The organism is Stenotrophomonas sp. FW305-3-2-15-E-LB1 (assembly GCF_058787375.1).
In genome coordinates, this window is sequence record NZ_JBYSZR010000012.1 from 33154 (window position 1) to 51078 (window position 17925).

The following is a 17925-nucleotide window of genomic DNA, read 5'->3' on the forward strand; positions in this document are numbered from 1 at the left end:
CTTTCAGACAGGTTGCGCAGCATGTTCGAGTCCCTGACCCAGCGCCTTTCCGGCACCATCGAGCGCCTGCGTGGCCGTGGCCGCCTGACCGAGGAGAACATCCGCGAGGCGACCCGCGAAGTACGCATCGCGCTGCTTGAGGCCGACGTCGCGCTGCCGGTGGTGCAGGCCCTGATCGAGCGCATCAAGGTGCGTGCGGTCGGCCAGGAAGTGCTGAAGTCGCTGACCCCGGGCCAGGCCCTCATCAAGGTCGTGCGCGACGAGCTGACCGCGGTGATGGGCGCCGAAGCCAGCGACCTGAACCTCAATGTTCCCGCCCCGGCCATCATCCTGATGGCAGGCCTGCAGGGCGCCGGCAAGACCACCACGGTGGGCAAGCTGGCCAAGCACCTGAAGGAAAAGCGCAAGAAGAAGGTGATGGTGGTCTCGGCCGACGTCTACCGTCCGGCCGCCATCGAGCAGCTGAAGACCCTGGCCGAGCAGGTCGGCGTGCTGTTCTTCCCGTCCAGCGCCGACCAGAAGCCGGAAGCCATCGTGCGCGCGGCCATCGACGATGCACGCAGGTCGTTCGTCGACGTGCTGCTGGTCGATACCGCCGGCCGCCTGGCCATCGACGAAGCGATGATGGCCGAGATCAAGGCCCTGCACGCGGCGGTCAACCCGGCTGAAACCCTGTTCGTGGTCGACGCCATGACCGGCCAGGACGCGGCCAACACCGCCAAGGCTTTCGGTGATGCGCTGCCGCTGACCGGCGTGGTGCTGACCAAGACCGACGGTGACGCCCGTGGTGGTGCCGCGCTGAGCGTGCGCTACATCACCGGCAAGCCGATCAAGTTCGTCGGTGTCAGCGAAAAGCCGGAAGGCCTGGACGTGTTCCACCCGGACCGTATCGCCAGCCGCATCCTGGACATGGGCGACGTGCTGTCGCTGGTCGAGCAGGTCGAGCAGCAGGTCGACAAGGACAAGGCCGCCAAGCTGGCCGAGAAGGTCGCCAAGGGCAAGAAGTTCGACCTGAACGACATGCGCGACCAGCTCGAGCAGATGCAGAACATGGGCGGCATCGGCGGCCTGATGGACAAGCTGCCGGGCCTGGGCAACATCCCCGAGCACCTGAAGCAGCAGGTCAGCCAGGGCAAGGAAGTGCCGCGCATGATCGCCATCATCAGCTCGATGACCAAGAAGGAACGGCGCAACCCGAACCTGCTGAACGGCTCGCGCCGCGCGCGCATCGCCAAGGGCTCGGGCGTGACCCCGGCCGACGTCAACAAGCTCATGAAGCAGTACATGCAGATGGAAAAGATGATGAGCAAGATGGCCGGCGGTGGCATGAAGGGCATGATGCGCAGCATGAAGGGCATGATGGGGGCCATGGGCGGCCGCGGCCTGCCGTTCCGTTGATGCCGGAGGGCGGGGCGGGTGTCGGAATCGGCACTTGCGTCGCCTTGGCTGTATTGCTTGACTACGCGCTACATCTGACAAGGGAATGCTGATGAGCAAGTCGATCATGGTGATGGCGCTGGCCTTGGCGCTGGTTGCCTGCAAGGACGACACCTCGATGTCGCAGAAGGCCGGCAGCGCCATCAGTGGCACCGCCGCCGATTTCGTGGCCGGTCTGGGCGAAGGCGTGGACAAGAAGATGAACGTGACGCTGCAGGTCGATCCTGGCCTGGCCGCGCACGGGCTCACGGTCACCCTGGGCAAGAGCCGTGGCATGGGCTCCAAGGAAGCGGCGGTCTACGTCGTGGCTGACAAGGCATTCAAGGGCAAGCTGGTGGCACGCGCGCTGGACGGCGAGGGTGCCGAGATCGGTCGTGCCAGTGCCGAGGAGGAATTCGCGGCCGACGACGCGCGCTATGTGACCTTCCAGTTCAACGAGGAAATGGACAGCCAGCTGGTCCGCACCTACGCGGTGTCGGCACGCTGAGCCGCGCCCCCGTAGCGTCGAGCTTGCTCGACTGCGGCAGGCGCATGCCAGTCGAGCAAGCTCGACTCTACCCCTCTCATGCGCGCACCATGGGGGCCTGTCCGAAACGATAGGCCTCATGCAGATGTCTGCTGTTATTTCCCGCGCCGAGGCGTTCTGCCAGCGCTTCGGCGTTTCCGTACCGATCCTGCTGGCGCCGATGGCGGGTGCCTGTCCGGTGCCGCTGTCGGCCGCGCTGGCCAATGCCGGCAGCATGGGCGCGATGGGTGCGGTGCTGTCACCGGCGGCCGATATCGGCCGCTGGATGGACGATTTCCGCGCCGCGTCCGCAGGCCCGGCACAGGTGAACCTGTGGCTGCCGGATCCATCGCCCGGCCGTGACGTCACCGCCGAAGCGGCCAGCCGTGCCTTCCTCGCGCAGTGGGGGCCGGAGGTGCCTGCCAGCGCCGCCGACGCGACCCCGGCCGATTTCGACGAACAGTTCGCGGCCCTGCTGGCTGCGCGCCCGGCCGTGGCCTCGACCATCATGGGCGTGCTGTCGCCGCGCCACGTGCAGCAGTTGAAGGACGCCGGTATCGGCTGGATCGCCTGCGCGACCACGCTGGCCGAAGCGCGCGCTGCGCAGGACGCGGGTGCTGACGCGGTGGTGGCGCAGGGCGCCGAAGCCGGTGGCCATCGTGGCGCGTTTGATCCCAGCCTGGCCGAGCGCCAGCTGGTGGGCCTGTTCGCGCTGCTGCCCCGCCTGGCCGACCACCTGCAGATACCGGTGATCGCCGCCGGCGGCATTGCCGATGGACGCGGCATCGCGGCCGCACTGACCCTCGGCGCCAGCGCAGTGCAGATCGGCACCGCTTTCCTTCGCACGCCGGAAGCGGCGATCGCTTCGGCGTGGGCGGATGGGCTGGCTGCGAGCGAACCCGAAGACATCTGGCCGACCCGCGCCTTCAGTGGCCGCCTGGGCCGTGGCCTGGCAACGCCGTATGTGCGTGCCGCTGTTGCCGAAGGTGCTCCGGCGCCGCGCCCGTATCCGGTGCAGCGCGGCCTGACCGCGCCGATGCGCAAGCAGGCGGCGCAGGAAAACCGCCTGGCCGCGATGCAGGCCTGGGCAGGGCAGTCGGCATGGATGGCACCGGCGCAACCGGCGGCTGATGTGCTGCGCGGCATGTGGCAACAGGCGCAGGCCCTGCTGCGATGACGGTGTTCTGCAATGGCCGGCCGGCGCAGGTGGAGGATCTGCTGCCGGCCCTGGTCAACTATGGCCACTTCACCTCCCTGCAGGTGCGTGGCCACGCCGTGCAGGGGCTGGCGCTGCACCTGGCGCGGCTGTCGCATGCGACGTCTGAACTGTTCGGCAGTGCGCTGGATGTCGTGCAGGTGCAGGCGTGGATGGCGCAGGCGCTGCAGCAGGCAGGGCAGGGCGATGCCTCGCTGCGGGTGACGGTGTATTCGCGCCACTTCGATTTCCGCAATCCGCTGGCGGCCGTGCCGGTGGACGTACTGGTGGCGGTGTCCGCGCCGGTGGCGCTGGTCGCGCCGAAGCGGGTGCGCAGCGTGGCGTGGCAGCGCGAACTGCCGCAGATCAAGCATGTGGGTACCTTCGGCCTGTTTGCCGAGCGCCGGGCGGCGATGGCCGCGGGCTTCGACGATGTGCTGTTCGTGTCGGCCGCAGGCGAAATCAGCGAGGGCAGCACCTGGAACCTGGCGCTGCACGATGGTGAACGCCTGCTCTGGCCGCAGGCCCCGGCCCTGCGCGGGACGGCCGAGGCGTTGCTGCAGCGGCACTGGCCGGGTGCACAGGCCACGCAGCCGCTGCGGCTGGCCGAACTGACCGGCGTGAAGGCGGCTTTTGCCTGCAACGCCAGTGGCCTGTGGGCGCTGGACGCCATCGACGGGCAGGTTCTGCCGGATTCGCAGGCCCTGGCTGAACAGGGCAGGGCGGTGCTGGCGGGGGTGACGTCGGACGGTCTGGGCTGAAAGGCCCGCCGGGCATGGCCCGGCGCTACCGTGAAGGCGGGCCACCCTTGGGGTTGGCTCGGCCGCGTTCTGCCGCTATAATCGCCCGCTTACCTCGCCATCCTGGCGACTGGGCAATAGGAAAAACACCATGGTCAAGATTCGACTGACCCGCGGCGGCGCCAAGAAGCGTCCGTTCTACCACATCATCGTGACCGACGTGCGCAGCGCGCGCGACGGCCGCAACATCGAGCGCGTTGGTTTCTACAACCCGGTCGCCCAGGGCGGCGAGAAGCGCATCGAGCTGGACCTGGCCCGCGTTGACCATTGGGTCAAGAACGGCGCCCAGCCGACCGAAAAGGTCCGCAACCTGATCAAGGAAGCGGCCAAGTCCCAGGCCGTCGCGGCCTGAGTCTGAAGGGCCACGCTTCGGCGTGGCCCTCTCGGTTGACGAAGATGAAAGATATCGAGCGCCGCATCCTGCTGGGCAGGGTTGTCGGCGCTTTTGGTGTGCGCGGCGAAATCAAGCTCGAGTCCTGGACCGAGCCTCGTTCCGCCATTTTCCGTTATCAGCCGTGGATCCTGCGCAGCCCCAACGGGCAGGAATCGACGCTTGAAGGCGCTCGTGGCCGTGACATCGGCAAGCACCTGGTCGCCCGGTTCCCCGGCGTCGAGGATCGCGACGTGGTCGAGGCAATGCACGGCACCGAGGTCTACGTGGCCCGCAGTGCGCTGCCGCCGCCGAACGCCGACGAGTATTACTGGGTCGATCTGGAAGGCCTGGATGTGAAGACCACCGAGGGCGTTGCCCTGGGCCAGGTCTCGCACCTGTTCAGCACCGGCGCCAATGATGTGGTCGTGGTCCGTGGCGATCGCGAGCGGATGATCCCGTTCGTGCAGCCGGACTTCGTCAAGTCGGTCGACTTCGAGGCCAACCTGGTCGTGGTCGACTGGGATCCCGAGTTCTGAGTGTGAGCATGCGGTTCGACGTCATCACCCTGTTCCCCGAGTTCCTCGCCCAGTCCGCTGGGCTGGGTGTGGTCGGGCGCGCGCAGGAGAAGGGTCTTTTCAGCCTGCATGGCTGGAACCCCCGTGATTACGCCGAAGGCAACTACCGCCGGGTGGACGATCGTCCGTTCGGCGGTGGCCCGGGCATGGTGATGCTGATCGAGCCCTTGCAGGCCTGCCTGCAGGCGATCCGCGACGCCGACCCGACCCCGGCGCGGGTGATCTACCTCAGCCCGCAGGGCGCGCCGCTGACCCAGGCCAAGGTGCGGGAACTGGCGGCATTGCCGCGCATGGTCCTGCTCTGCGGCCGTTACGAAGGCATCGACGAGCGCTTCCTGGAAGCCAACGTCGACGAGGAGATTTCCCTCGGCGATTACGTGCTGTCCGGTGGTGAACTGGGTGCGGCGGTCATCATCGATGCCGTGGCCCGCCTGCAGGACGGTGCCCTGAACGACGCCGAATCGGCGGCCCAGGACAGCTTCGAAGGCGAACTCGGCCTGCTCGACTGCCCGCATTACAGCCAGCCGGCCCAGCACCCGCTGGGTGACGTGCCGGATGTGCTGCGCTCGGGCAACCATGCGGCCATCGCCGCCTGGCGCCGCCAGCAGTCGTTGGCCCGTACCGCTGCGCGGCGGCCGGACCTGCTGGATGAACAGGCACTGGGCAAGGCCGACCGCAAGCTGCTGGACCAGGCCCGCCAGGCCCAGAAACAGAAGGCCAGCCCCTAGCGCAGGGCTGGCTTTATCGGCTATCATGGCCAATTCCCGCCAGCCCCGGCTGGTGCGCGCAGTACCCACAACAAACGTGCAGCACAGTTCCGTGACTGCATGAGCCTACGTTGTCGACACGACACGCCCACCCGAACAAGAATCGGTGTAACCCATGAGCAAGCTGAACAAGTCCATCGTCGCGGAATTCGAATCCGCCCAGATCACCCGCGAACTGCCGAAGTTCAGCCAGGGCGACACCGTTGTCGTCAACGTGAAGGTGAAGGAAGGTACCCGTGAGCGCGTGCAGGCCTATGAAGGCGTTGTCATCGCGACCAAGAACGGCGGCCTGAACTCCTCGTTCACCGTCCGCAAGATCTCGCACGGCTACGGCGTCGAGCGCGTCTTCCAGACCCACAGCGCCATCATCGACTCGGTCGAAGTGAAGCGTCGTGGTAAGGTCCGCGCCGGCAAGCTGTACTACCTGCGTGGCCTGGAAGGCAAGGCTGCCCGCATCAAGGAAGACCTGGCTGCCGCTGCTGCCGCCAAGGCTGCCCGTCTGGCCGAAAAGGCCTGATAAACAACTTCGGTTGTTGCCGCGACGGCCGCCTTCAGGCGGCCGTTTGCGTTTGTGCATCCGCCGGCGCTATGGTCGCGGCATGAGCACAGCCGAACAGCGTTACCCGCCCAAGGTGCAGGCTGCCCTGCGCCATCTCGACCTTGCGGGCGTGCATCGCCGCCACTCGGCTCCGCCGCTGCATCGCCTGTTGTGGCGCATGGGTTTCAACGCGCCACCGCCGATCCTGGCCAGCGTGGCATCCAACGCACTGCTGATGGGTAGCTGGTTCACGGTGGGCTGGGGCGTGTTGATGTGGCTGCTGGTCTGGCGCAATACCCACATGCCGGCAGGGGGCGCGGTGTTCAGCGCGCTGCTGGCCGGCGTGCTTTTCGGCCTGCTGATGGCCGTCGTGATGCGCGTCATGCGCCTGCGCCGCGGTCTGCCGTTGTGGCGCGACCTGCCGGTTGCGCCAACCCGCTGACCGCGAACCACGGAGCGCTGCGCGATGCCCACCAGGCAAGCTGCCACCGCTGCGCCGAAGCTGCTGTCCGGTGGCAATCCGCAGATCGCGAAGGGGGAGGGCGATGCTCCGGTCCAGGCCTACATCGCTGCCATGCCCGGCTGGAAACGCGCTTTCGGCGAGCAGCTGGATGCGCTGATCACCGAGGCCATGCCCGGCGTGCACAAGGCGGTGCGCTGGAATTCGCCCATGTACGGCGTCGCCGAAGGGCAGGGCTGGTTCCTCAGCTTCCATTGCTGCACCCGCTACATCAAGGTGGCGCTGTTCCATGGCACGCTGCTGAAGCCCGAGCCGCCCGAGCCCTCGCGGCAGGCCACCACCCGTTACCTGCACCTGTACGAAGACAGCGTGCTGGACCGGGCACAACTGCGGGACTGGCTGCAGCAGGTCCGTGAACTGCCGGGCGTACGCTTCTAGTTTTCCTTTCCCACTGTTCCCACTGTTCCGCGTGAGCGCTGACATGCCCAGAAAAGCCCCGGAAACTCTCGAAGAAACGCGCACGGCCCCCGAACTGATCGATGCCCGCATCGCCGAACTCGGCGACTGGCGCGGCCAGGCGCTGGCCCGCGTGCGCGCGCTGATCCATGAAGCGCTGCCCGACGTGGAGGAGACCTGGAAGTGGCGCGGTACGCCGGTGTGGGAACACAACGGCATCCTCTGCACCGGCGAGAGCTACAAACAGGCGGTGAAACTGACCTTCGCCAACGGCGCGGCCCTGCCGGATCCGAAGCAGCTGTTCAACGCCAGCCTGGAAGGCAACACCCGGCGCGCGATCGACATCCATGAAGGTGCGATGCCTGATGCGACGGCGTTCAAGGCCCTGATGCGAGCAGCGGCCAAGCACAATGCCGCGAAGAAAAAACGGTAGCGCCGGGCCATGCCCGGCGGATGTCTGGCAACCGCTGCGCTCGGGGGGGGGGGCCCGCCGCTACCGGGCCACGGCGTCCGGATCCGCCACCGGAGACGGCGGGCAGGCCGGGATTTCCGATGGCGTGGCCACGTGTTCTGCCGGTGGCGGGGTGATCATCTTCGCCTTGCGCCAGCCACCCCAGCGGTAATACGCCAGCGACAGCAGCATCGACACCAGCGAGCCGGCCGGGAAGCTCCACCAGATCGCATCAGCGCCCCAGTACGGCTGCAGGAACTCGGCGAAGGGCACGCGCACGCCCCACAGCGAGGCGGCCAGGATCAGCAATGGCGGAATGACCGCGCCCGTGGAGCGGACCACACCGGAAATGACGAAGCTGACGCCGAAGAACAGGAACGAGCCGATCACGATGTGGTTGAGGTGGCGGGCGATCTGCAGCGATTCGCTGCCCTGCGGCAGGAACAGCGCCAGCGAATACTGGTCCAGCAGCACCAGCGGCAGGATCAGTGCACCGGTCAGCAGGAAGTTGAACAGGATGCCCTGGCGCGCGGTACCGCGGACACGATCCCAGCGCTGCGCTCCGACGTTCTGTGCCGCCATCGACGAACATGCCGCGCCGATGGCCATCGCCGGCATCTGCACGTAGTTCCACAGCTGCAGCGACGCGCCATAGGCGGCACCGGTGGCCGTGCCGTACTGGTTGACCATGGTCATCAGCAGGATGACCGACAGCGAGATCAGCACCATCTGCAGGCCCATCGGCACGCCCTTGACCACCAGCGCGCGCAGGATGGCCAGGTCGAGCTTGAACAGGTGCATGTCGGCACGCCCCAGCCACAGCGTGTGCCGCTTGTGCCGCATGTACAGCAGCAGGCCGCTCAGCGACAGCGTCTGCGACACCAGCGTTGCCCAGGCCGAGCCGGCAATGCCCAGTGCCGGGAACGGGCCGAGGCCGAAGATCAGTACCGGGTTCAGCGCGATATCCAGCAGCACCGACACCAGCAGGAAGCGGAACGGCGTGCGTGAATCACCGGCACCGCGCAGGGCGGCGCTGAGGAAGGCGAATGCGTACAGCGTGGGCATGGCCAGGAAGATGATGCGCAGGTAGGCCTCGGCCAGCGGCAGCGAGGCGGCCGGCGTGCCCATCGCGGCCAGCAGCGGGTGGGCCAGGAACCAGCCCGCGATGGCGATGATCACCGACAGGCCGATGAAGAAGGTGGCACTGGTGCCGACCACGCGGCGGGCCTGGGCGATGTCGCGTGCGCCGATGGCCTGGCCGATCAGGATGGTCGAGGCCATGCCGAAACCGAACACCGAGCCGATCAGGAAAAACATGATGTTGTTGGCGTTGGCCGTGGCGGTCAGCGCCGCCTCGCCGAGGAAGCGCCCCACCCACACCGCATTCACCGAACCGTTCAGCGACTGGGCGATGTTGCCTGCCAGGATCGGCAGCGCGAACAGCAGCAGGTTGCGGCCGATGGGGCCGGAGGTCAGGTCGAGCGGCGCTTTGGCCATGGGCTGGTGATCGATTCCCGGGAGGCGCACACTAGCATCAAGCCGGTTTGCGGGGTGTGGCAATGCATCAACGACAACAGCTGGCGCGGCACTGCGTGGGGGCCTTGATCGTGGCCACGCTGGCCGCATGTTCGACGGGTGACCGGCTGGGTGATGCCCAGGTGCGGCCCGCCGACCGCGCTGAGTGCCTGGTCGGCAACCAGCGCCAGGACCTGGCGGGCACGCCGACGTTGATGGGGGGCACTGGCTGCCGCAGCGACCCCGCCAACCCGCGACCCCTGAACAAGCGCACGGAGTAGTACCTGCCGATGTCCGAGCTTTCCCCGCTGTCGCCCAGTGTCCGCCTGGATATCTGGTTGTGGGCGGCCCGTTTCTACAAGACCCGCAGCCTGGCCAAGCAGGCCATTGAAACCGGCAAGGTGGCCGTGGCCGGGCAGCGCCCGAAATCCTCGCGCGCGGTGCGCGTGGGCGAGCAGCTGCAGGTGGACCGCGGCGAAGAGCATTTCGAGCTGCAGGTGCTGGGCATCAGCGACCAGCGCGGACCGGCGCCGGTGGCGCAGCAGCTGTATGCCGAAAGCGAGGCGTCCAAGGCGCGCCGTGCCGAACAGCGCGCGCTGCGCATCGCCGCCCGCGATGGTTTCCAGCCGCCGGAGCACAAGCCGGACAAGCGCGCGCGGCGGTTGATCCGCGCACTGGGCGATCTGGACGCGCTTTGACCGAGAGCGTGCGAACCAACGGTTCGCACCCACCAAGGCGGGCGGTTCGCCCCCACCAGAGCGGGCGGTTCGCACCCACCAGGGCGCGTCGGTAGCGCCGGGCCATGCCCGGCGAACACGCGCGCACTCAGCCAGCGTTGGGTTTGTGCCCTGCACGTTGGATCTTCCTCTTCATGGAAGACCCGCATGTTCCTCCGCCGCACCCTGCTGTGCCTGGCTCTCGCCACCGCCGCTCCGGCGTTCGCCGCTGACATCACCTTCTGGGATACGCCGCAGCGCGGCGGCAACAGCTTCAACGAAAGCCCGCCCGACCGTGCCTACTTCCAGGCGTTGCGGGACACCGGCGCGACCTGGGTGCGGTTGAGCCCGGACAAATGGAAAAGTGCCGGCGGCCGCGACTTCCTGATGGGCGATGCCGACCACTACCAGGGGCTGGTGCAGGCCGACGTGGCCACCCTGCGCCGTGCGCTGGATGACGCCAATGCCTCAGGCCTGAAGGTGGTGCTGGTGCTGCTGTCGCTGCCCCTGCTGCGCTGGAAGCAGAAGAACAATGACGTGGTCGACCAGCGGTTGTGGCAGTCGATGGACAAGCACCTGCCTGCGCAGCGCTTCTGGCGCGACCTGGCCACCGCGTTGAAGGGCCACCCCGCGCTGGCCGCCTACAACCTCATCAACGAGCCGGCGCCGGAATACGGCACTGCGCTGGCCGAACATGCCCCGCGCGAGGCGATGAAGCAGTGGTATGCCGATGTGCAGGACGGTCCGCGTGATCTGCGCGTGCTGTACCGCGGGCTGATCGCCAGCGTGCGCGCGGTGGATGCGGACATGCCGCTGATGCTCGATGCCGGCTGGTATGCGGCGGCCGATGCCTTCGATTACTGGCCGGCGCCGCTGGACGATACGAAGCTGCTGTACAGCGTGCACATGTACGAGCCCTATGCGGCCACCAGTGCGCCCAACCAGAAGCGCGCCACGCCGTACCGCTACCCGGCCGTGGTGCCGTTCGGCGCGGGAAAGCAGCGCTGGGATGCGGAGCGCGTGCGCAGCTACCTGCAGCAGCCGATGGACTGGGCGAAGACCCATGGCATCGGTGCCAACCGGATGGTGATCGGCGAGTTCGGCTGCATGCGCCGCTGGCCGGATTGCGGCACCTACCTGCGTGACGTGCTGGCCGTGGCCGAGCAGCAGCAGGTGCACTGGGCGTTCTATGCCTTCCGCGAGGATGGCTGGGATGGCATGGATTACGAACTGGGCGACAAGGCGCTGCCGTGGTCGTACTGGCAGGCGCTGGAGAAGGGCGAGGCGGTGCAGCCACCGCGGTCGCTGCAGGCGCCGTTGTTTGCGCCGATCCTGCAGCGGTTGAAAGACGGGGTGCGTTGAAAGCGTAGCCCGTGCGGAGAGCGTGCGAACCAACGGTTCGCACCCACCAGAGCAGGGGAGCGTGCGAACCAACGGTTCGCACCCACCAGAGCGGGGGTTCGCACCCACCACAGCGTTCGGGTAGCGCCGGGCCATGCCCGGCGACCACCCGGATCACCTCAACCGTGCAGGTCGTAGCGGTCCAGTTCCATCACCCGCGTCCAGGCGGCGATGAAATCCTGCACGAACTTCTTCTCGCCATCGGCGCTGGCATAGACCTCGGCCAGTGCGCGCAGCACGGCGTTGGAGCCGAACACCAGGTCGGCGCGGGTGCCGGTCCAACGTGCGCTGCCTTCGCCGCGGGCGCGGCCCTCATAGCTCTCGCGGCCGGTGGCCTTCCACTGCGTGCCCATGTCCAGCAGGTTGACGAAGAAGTCGTTGCTCAACGTGCCCGTGCGTGCGGTGAACACACCGTGCTTGCCGCCATCGGCATTGGCACCGAGCACGCGCAGGCCGCCGACCAGGGCGGTCATCTCCGGTGCGGTCAGGGTCAGCAGCTGTGCCTTGTCGATCAGCAGCGCTTCGCCCGGCACGCTGTAAGCGCCCTTGAGATAGTTGCGGAAGCCATCGGCGGCCGGCTCCAGCACCGCGAACGACTCGACGTCGGTCTGTTCCTGGCTGGCATCGGTGCGGCCCGGGGTGAACGGCACGCTCACCTCATGGCCACCGGCCTTGGCGGCCTGTTCGACACCCACGCCGCCGGCCAGCACGATCAGATCGGCCAGCGACACCTGCTTGTTGCCGCCGCCATTGAACTCGGCCTGCACCTTTTCCAGCGCGGCCAGCACCTTGGCCAGCTGCTGCGGCTGGTTCACCGCCCAGTCCTTCTGCGGGGCCAGGCGGATGCGCGCACCGTTGGCGCCACCACGCTTGTCCGAGCCGCGGAAGGTCGAGGCCGACGCCCACGCAGTGGACACCAGCTCGGCAACGCTCAGGCCGGTTGCGGCGATCTTCTGCTTCAGCGCGGCGATGTCCTTGGCGTCGATCAGCGGATGCTTCGCTTCCGGCACCGGATCCTGCCAGATGAATTCCTCGGCCGGGATTTCCGGGCCCAGGTAGCGCGCGCGCGGGCCCATGTCGCGGTGGGTCAATTTGAACCAGGCGCGGGCGAAGGCATCGGCGAAGGCCTGCGGATCCTCGAGGAACCTGCGCGAGACCTTTTCGTAGGCCGGGTCCATGCGCAGCGACAGGTCGGTGGTCAGCATGGTCGGGCGGTGCTTCTTCGACGGATCGTGCGCGTCGGGAATGACCGCATCGGCGTTCTTGGCCACCCACTGGTGGGCGCCGGCCGGGCTCTTGGTCAGTTCCCATTCGTGGCCGAACAGCAGCTCGAAGAAATCGTGGCTCCACTGCGCCGGGGTGCGCGTCCAGGTCACTTCCAGGCCGCTGGTGATGGTGTCGCCGCCCTTGCCGCTGCCGAAGCTGCTGGCCCAGCCCAGGCCCTGGTTTTCCAGGCCGGCCGCTTCCGGTTCCTTGCCGACGTTGTCGGCCGGGCCGGCGCCGTGGGTCTTGCCGAAGCTGTGGCCACCGGCGATCAGGGCGACGGTTTCCTCGTCGTCCATGGCCATGCGGGCGAAGGTGTCGCGGATGTCATGCGCGGCCAGCACCGGGTCGGGGTTGCCGTCCGGGCCTTCCGGGTTCACGTAGATCAGGCCCATCTGCACGGCGGCCAGCGGGTTTTCCAGCTTGCGCGAGTGCACGTCGCCATCGGCATCGTCATCGGACACCAGCACGCCGTGGTCTTCCTGCACGCCTTCGGAGCCGTGTGCGTAGCGCACATCGCCGCCCAGCCAGGTGGTTTCGCGGCCCCAGTACACGTCCTGGTCCGGTTCCCAGGTATCAGGGCGGCCACCGGCGAAGCCGAGCGTCTTGAAGCCCATCGATTCGAGGGCGACATTGCCGGTCAGGATCAGCAGGTCGGACCAGGAGATGGCTTGGCCGTACTTCTGCTTGATCGGCCACAGCAGGCGGCGCGCTTTGTCCAGGCTGACGTTGTCCGGCCAGCTGTTGAGCGGGGCGAAGCGCTGCTGGCCGCGGCCACCGCCGCCACGGCCATCGCCGATGCGGTAGGTGCCGGCGCTGTGCCAGGCCATGCGGATGAACAGGCCGCCGTAATGGCCGAAATCGGCCGGCCACCAGTCCTGCGAATCGGTCATCAGCGCCTTCAGGTCGGCCTTCAGCGCGGCGTAGTCCAGGCCCTTGAAGGCCGTGGCGTAATCGAAGCCCGCATCAAGCGGATTGGAGCGGGTGGAGTGCTGGTTGAGCAGGTCCACGCGCAGCTGGTTCGGCCACCAGTCGCGGTTGGTCGTCGCGTCACCGACGACGGCGTGGTTGAACGGGCACTTGGCTTCGCTTTTCATGGGTGTCTACCTGTGGACTGGCGAAAGGTGGAATCGGGGGAGGCCTGACCACCATAGGTGGCGCCTACTGATGGGTAAATTCGATTGATTCAACCGATGCGATAGTGGCGGCCTATCAAGGGCAGGGCTTGGACCGTTGTGCGCGATCAGCGCTTGAGCAGGCCCGCACCGAGCTTGAGCAGATCGCTGGCACCAAACTGGCCATCGCCGTCCTGGTCGAGTGCGCCCCCCAGCAGGCTGCCGACGCCGCCGCCAGCATGCTGGGCTTCCTGGCCGAGGGCCGAGCTGAGTTCGCCGGCATTGCCCTGCTGGGCAAAGCGCTGGGCCAGGAACGACATGACGATGGGGGCGAGAATGGCCAGCAGCTTGCCGGTGGTGCCGCTGTCCAGGCCGGTCTTCTGGCCGAGCAGCTCGGCCGCCTGCGGCTGCTGGCCGCCGAACACATGGCCGAGGATGCCGGCGCCGTCGGTGGCACCGCTGCCACCACCGCCCATCACCGCGCCGAGGATGCCGCCGAGGTCGAAACCGCCGCCGCTGCCGCCGCCAAGATGATCGCGCTGCAGTGCATTGAGCAGTGACTGCGCGCCCTGCGGCTCACTGGCGTTCTGGCCCATCGCGCCCAGCAGCAGCGGCAGCGCACTGCCCACCGCCTGGGTGGTCTGGCTGCTGTCCAGGCCGAGCTGCTGGGACACCTGCTGCAGGCCTTGCCCCTGCTGCAGCTGCTGGAAGAGGGAAGCGGCGAGGGATTCGGTGTTCACGGCGGTCTCCGTTCTGTGAAGGAAGGACCGCCCGAGCATAACGCCGGGTACACGACGGAAATGCGAAGGCAGCCGAGCATGGGCTCGGCTCTACAGGGGTAGCGCCGGGCCATGCCCGGCGGCCGGGGTTACACCAGCCGAGCGTGGGCTCGGCTCTACAGGGAGGGCGTGACGGCGCTGCTGTAGAGCCGAGCCCATGCTCGGCTCAGCCCTGCCAACGGGCGCGGTTACAGCAGCGTCTTCAACCGGTACAGGGCTTCCAGCGCCTGCTTCGGGGTCAGCTCGTCCGGGTCGATCGCGGCCAGCGCTTCCTGCGCCTTGCTGGCCGGTGCGCTGAACAGGCCGAACTGCTGCGGTGCATCCAGCGCCTGCGGCGAGACTTCAGCGGCATGGCTTTCGCCACCGCGCTGTTCCAGCTCGGCCAGGCGACGGCGGGCCTGGGCCACTGTCGCCCGCGGCAGGCCGGCCAGCGCGGCCACCTGCAGGCCGAAGCTGCGGTTGGCCGGGCCATCCTTCACCGCGTGCATGAACACCAGTGCTTCACCGTGCTCGACCGCATCCAGGTGCACGTTGGCGATGCCGCTGCGGCCACCTTCGTGCTGTTCGTCGGCCAGTGCGGTCAGTTCGAAGTAGTGGGTGGCGAACAGCGTGTAGCAGCGGTTCTGGTAGGCCAGGTGGCGGGCCACTGCATCGGCCAGGGCCAGGCCGTCGTAGGTGGACGTGCCGCGGCCGATCTCGTCCATCAGCACCAGCGAATGCGCGGTGGCGTGGTGCAGGATGTAGCTGGTCTCGGCCATCTCGACCATGAAGGTCGATTGCCCGCGGGCGAGGTCATCGCCGGCGCCGATGCGGGTGAGGATGCGGTCGATCGGGCCGATCAGCGCGCGGCTGGCCGGCACGAAGCTGCCGATGTGGGCCAGCAGCACGATCAGCGCGTTCTGCCGCATGTAGGTCGATTTACCGCCCATGTTCGGGCCGGTGATGACCAGCATGCGACGGTCCGGATGCAGGTCCAGATCATTCGGCTCGAACGGCTGTTCGCGCACGGCTTCGACCACCGGGTGGCGGCCGCGCTCGATCTTCAGGCAGGGCTCGGCCTGCAGTTCCGGGCGCGCCCAGTCCAGCGCCTGCGCGCGCTCGGCGAAGGCGGCCAGCACGTCCAGTTCGCTCAACGCGGCGGCGCACTGCTTCAGCGGTTCCAGCTGGCCGCCGAGGGTGTCCAGCAGCTGCTCGTACAGGTACTTCTCGCGCGACAGCGAACGGTCGCGCGCGGACAGCACCTTGTCCTCGAAGGCCTTCAGTTCCTCGGTGATGTAGCGCTCGGCATTGGTCAGCGTCTGCCGGCGGGTGTAGTGCACCGGCGCGCGGTCGGACTGGCCCTTGCTGATTTCGATGTAATAGCCATGCACGCGGTTGTAGCCCACCTTGAGGGTGGCGATGCCGCTGCTCTCGCGTTCGCGCTGTTCCAGGTCGACCAGGAACTGGTCGGCATGGGTGGACAGGCGGCGCAGTTCGTCCAGCTCGGCATCGAAGCCATCGGCCAGCACGCCGCCGTCGCTCAGCTTCAGCGGCGGCATCTCGGCGATGGCGCTGGCCAGCAGGTGCGCGCACTCGTCGTGCTCGCCCAGCGCGGCGTGCAGGGTCTGCAGGCGCGGCGAATCCAGCGGTGCCAGCACTTCGCGCACGGCCGGCAGCAGGCCCAGGCCATCGCGCAGGGTGGAGAAATCGCGCGGGCGCGCCGAGCGCAGCGCCACGCGGGTGAGGATGCGTTCCAGATCGCCCAGGCGACGGAACTGCTCGCGGATGTCGGCGTCGCTGCCGCGGTCGATCAGCGTTTCCACCGCATGGTGGCGCTGCACCAGCACCTCGCGCAGGCGCAGCGGGCGGTGCAGCCAGCGGCGCAGCAGGCGGCCGCCCATCGGCGTCACCGTGCTGTCGAGCACGCCCAGCAGCGTGTTGCGGGTGTCGCCGTCCACGCGCGTATCCAGTTCCAGATGGCGGCGGGTCGCGGCGTTCATCGCGATCGCTTCACCGGCGGTTTCCATCGCGATCGAGGTCAGGTGCGGCAGGCGCTGCTTCTGGGTTTCCTCGACATAGCCGAGCAGGGCGCCGGCGGCTGCCGTGGCGCGCGGCTTGTCGTCGATGCCGAAACCGCTCAGGTCGTGCAGCTTGAAGAAGGCCAGCAGCTGGCGGCGGCCGCTGTCCGCATCGAACAGCCACGGCGCGCGGCGGCGCACGCCGGTGCGCTGGCGCAGGAATTCGGGCCAGTTCTCTTCGTCGGGCACCAGCAGCTCGGCCGGCTCCAGGCGGGCCAGTTCGGCTTCCAGCGCGTCGTCTGTCTCCACTTCGTTGACCAGGAAGCGACCGCCGGCCAGGTCGGCCCAGGCCAGGCCGTAGCCCTGCTTCGTGCGCGACAGCGCCATCAGCAGGGTGTCGCGGCGCTCGTCCAGCAGCGCCTCGTCGGTGACCGTGCCGGGGGTGACGATGCGCACCACCTTGCGTTCGACCAGGCCCTTGGCCAGGGCCGGGTCGCCGATCTGTTCACAGATGGCCACCGATTCGCCCAGCGCCACCAGGCGGGCCAGGTAGCCCTCATAGGCATGCACCGGCACGCCGGCCATCGGGATGGGCGCGCCGCCGGAGCTGCCGCGCTGGGTGAGGGTGATGTCCAGCAGCCGCGCCGCCTTGCGGGCGTCGTCGTAGAACAGCTCGTAGAAGTCGCCCATGCGGAAGAACAGCAGCAGGTCCGGGTAGTCGGACTTGGCTGCGAAGAACTGCTTCATCAGCGGGGTGTGTTCGGTAGCGGCCTTGGAAGGGCTGCTCTTCTGTTTTGAATCAGTGGCTTGCAATGCGTCCGGTCTCGATGGGTGAGGGCGGGTTGCCGTCAGAAGCGGCAAGTAGCGGGATGTTCTGCTGCGATCGTGCTGCGACGCCACTCCGGGCACCGGCGATCATGCCCATGAATGTTACGACGGACCGCGTGGAGCGCGCTGGATCATTCCGGTTTCATTCGCCTGTCAGCTGCTGCGCTTCCCGGTCGGACCGTCTCCCAGGGGGTAGCCACTGAACGGCTTCACCTCGTCCATCAGGAACTGCGACACGATCTTCTCCACCCCGTAGTCGCCGCCCAGCAGCAGCCGCGCGATGTCCTTCCAGTGGTGCACATCGTTGACGATCACCCGCAGCAGGTAGTCGTACTCGCCGGAAATGCGGCTGGCCTCGACGATTTCCTGCATGCCCAGGATGCGCCGGTCGAAGGCGGTGAACTCCTCCAGTGCGTGCCGCCTGAAGGCCACCATTGCCAGCACCACCGTGGCCGAGCGGATGCGGTCCACCGCCACGTGCGCGCGGTAGCCGCGGATCAGCTCCTTGGCCTCCAGGGCGCGCACGCGTGCCAGGCACGCGCTGGGCGACAGCGCAACACGATCGGCCAGGGCCTGGTTGGTGATGCGTGCATCCTGCTGCAGCACGTCGAGGATCTTCAGGTCGATGCGGTCCAGCGATTTGGCGGTCATCAGGGCTTTCCCGGTGCGGCAGCGCGCCGCAGTTTGTTCGCAATTTGAGGGGCCGGGCCGCAGAACCTGCGTATTTCACATGTGATAACGGCCAAATCCACGG

The 17925-nt window shown here is 67.8% G+C and carries 19 protein-coding genes; 14 read left to right on the top strand and 5 right to left on the bottom strand.

What is annotated here, in order from left to right:
* Positions 1-21 precede the first annotated feature (21 nt).
* The 11 genes from ffh to AC3WL7_RS10925 all read left to right on the top strand — a co-directional run bounded on the left by ffh (position 22) and on the right by AC3WL7_RS10925 (position 7539).
* On the top strand, positions 22-1398 hold the full coding sequence (gene ffh, locus AC3WL7_RS10875; protein ID WP_079221123.1) for a signal recognition particle protein: 1377 nt from the start codon (positions 22-24) through the stop codon (positions 1396-1398).
* A 91-nt stretch (positions 1399-1489) separates the two neighbouring features.
* Complete coding sequence (locus AC3WL7_RS10880) at positions 1490-1924, top strand: hypothetical protein (protein ID WP_492750257.1); 435 nt, start codon at positions 1490-1492, stop codon at positions 1922-1924.
* 118 nt (positions 1925-2042) lie between these two features.
* Entirely contained in the window at positions 2043-3119 is a 1077-nt protein-coding gene (locus AC3WL7_RS10885; protein WP_492750258.1) for an NAD(P)H-dependent flavin oxidoreductase, read from the top strand.
* Positions 3116-3898 (top strand): aminotransferase class IV family protein, encoded by a 783-nt coding sequence (locus AC3WL7_RS10890; RefSeq protein ID WP_492750259.1) that lies wholly within the window; start codon positions 3116-3118, stop codon positions 3896-3898. The genes AC3WL7_RS10885 and AC3WL7_RS10890 overlap by 4 nt, the downstream gene beginning before the upstream one ends.
* Before the next feature lie 130 nt (positions 3899-4028).
* The gene (gene rpsP / locus AC3WL7_RS10895) at positions 4029-4289 is read left to right on the top strand and encodes a 30S ribosomal protein S16 (RefSeq protein ID WP_079221127.1); all 261 of its coding nucleotides are present in this window, start codon (positions 4029-4031) and stop codon (positions 4287-4289) included.
* A gap of 44 nt (positions 4290-4333) precedes the next feature.
* On the top strand, positions 4334-4846 hold the full coding sequence (gene rimM, locus AC3WL7_RS10900) for a ribosome maturation factor RimM (RefSeq protein ID WP_295517092.1): 513 nt from the start codon (positions 4334-4336) through the stop codon (positions 4844-4846).
* 8 nt (positions 4847-4854) lie between these two features.
* Complete coding sequence (gene trmD / locus AC3WL7_RS10905) at positions 4855-5613, top strand: tRNA (guanosine(37)-N1)-methyltransferase TrmD (protein WP_492750260.1); 759 nt, start codon at positions 4855-4857, stop codon at positions 5611-5613.
* 154 nt (positions 5614-5767) lie between these two features.
* Positions 5768-6169 carry a 50S ribosomal protein L19 gene (gene rplS / locus AC3WL7_RS10910; RefSeq protein ID WP_079221128.1) on the top strand — a complete coding sequence of 134 codons (402 nt, stop codon included), beginning with the start codon at positions 5768-5770 and terminating at the stop codon, positions 6167-6169.
* An 82-nt stretch (positions 6170-6251) separates the two neighbouring features.
* Positions 6252-6632 (top strand): DUF6404 family protein, encoded by a 381-nt coding sequence (locus AC3WL7_RS10915; protein ID WP_312736179.1) that lies wholly within the window; start codon positions 6252-6254, stop codon positions 6630-6632.
* A gap of 24 nt (positions 6633-6656) precedes the next feature.
* Complete coding sequence (locus AC3WL7_RS10920) at positions 6657-7088, top strand: DUF1801 domain-containing protein (RefSeq protein WP_492750261.1); 432 nt, start codon at positions 6657-6659, stop codon at positions 7086-7088.
* A gap of 43 nt (positions 7089-7131) precedes the next feature.
* The gene (locus tag AC3WL7_RS10925; RefSeq protein ID WP_492750262.1) at positions 7132-7539 is read left to right on the top strand and encodes a DUF1801 domain-containing protein; all 408 of its coding nucleotides are present in this window, start codon (positions 7132-7134) and stop codon (positions 7537-7539) included.
* A gap of 60 nt (positions 7540-7599) precedes the next feature.
* On the opposite strand, the gene AC3WL7_RS10930 is transcribed toward AC3WL7_RS10925, so the two are convergent.
* Complete coding sequence (locus AC3WL7_RS10930) at positions 7600-9054, bottom strand: MATE family efflux transporter (RefSeq protein ID WP_492750263.1); 1455 nt, start codon at positions 9052-9054, stop codon at positions 7600-7602.
* A gap of 62 nt (positions 9055-9116) precedes the next feature.
* Between AC3WL7_RS10930 and AC3WL7_RS10935 the strand changes: the two genes are divergently transcribed.
* The 3 genes from AC3WL7_RS10935 to AC3WL7_RS10945 all read left to right on the top strand — a co-directional run bounded on the left by AC3WL7_RS10935 (position 9117) and on the right by AC3WL7_RS10945 (position 11150).
* On the top strand, positions 9117-9353 hold the full coding sequence (locus AC3WL7_RS10935) for a hypothetical protein (protein WP_079221133.1): 237 nt from the start codon (positions 9117-9119) through the stop codon (positions 9351-9353).
* 9 nt (positions 9354-9362) lie between these two features.
* Entirely contained in the window at positions 9363-9770 is a 408-nt protein-coding gene (locus tag AC3WL7_RS10940; protein WP_108768217.1) for an RNA-binding S4 domain-containing protein, read from the top strand.
* Positions 9771-9956: 186 nt separating this feature from the next.
* Positions 9957-11150 carry a glycoside hydrolase family 5 protein gene (locus AC3WL7_RS10945; protein WP_492750264.1) on the top strand — a complete coding sequence of 398 codons (1194 nt, stop codon included), beginning with the start codon at positions 9957-9959 and terminating at the stop codon, positions 11148-11150.
* Between the two features lie 158 nt (positions 11151-11308).
* Here AC3WL7_RS10945 and katG read toward each other — a convergent pair whose 3' ends face one another.
* The 4 genes from katG to AC3WL7_RS10965 all read right to left on the bottom strand — a co-directional run bounded on the left by katG (position 11309) and on the right by AC3WL7_RS10965 (position 17822).
* Entirely contained in the window at positions 11309-13549 is a 2241-nt protein-coding gene (gene katG / locus AC3WL7_RS10950; protein WP_492750265.1) for a catalase/peroxidase HPI, read from the bottom strand.
* 146 nt (positions 13550-13695) lie between these two features.
* The gene (locus AC3WL7_RS10955) at positions 13696-14346 is read right to left on the bottom strand and encodes a DUF937 domain-containing protein (protein WP_492750266.1); all 651 of its coding nucleotides are present in this window, start codon (positions 14344-14346) and stop codon (positions 13696-13698) included.
* A gap of 188 nt (positions 14347-14534) precedes the next feature.
* Entirely contained in the window at positions 14535-17090 is a 2556-nt protein-coding gene (mutS, locus tag AC3WL7_RS10960; protein ID WP_428992517.1) for a DNA mismatch repair protein MutS, read from the bottom strand.
* A gap of 234 nt (positions 17091-17324) precedes the next feature.
* Positions 17325-17822, bottom strand: a complete 498-nt coding sequence (locus AC3WL7_RS10965; protein ID WP_108746217.1) for an Lrp/AsnC family transcriptional regulator — start codon at positions 17820-17822, stop codon at positions 17325-17327.
* Positions 17823-17925 lie beyond the last annotated feature (103 nt).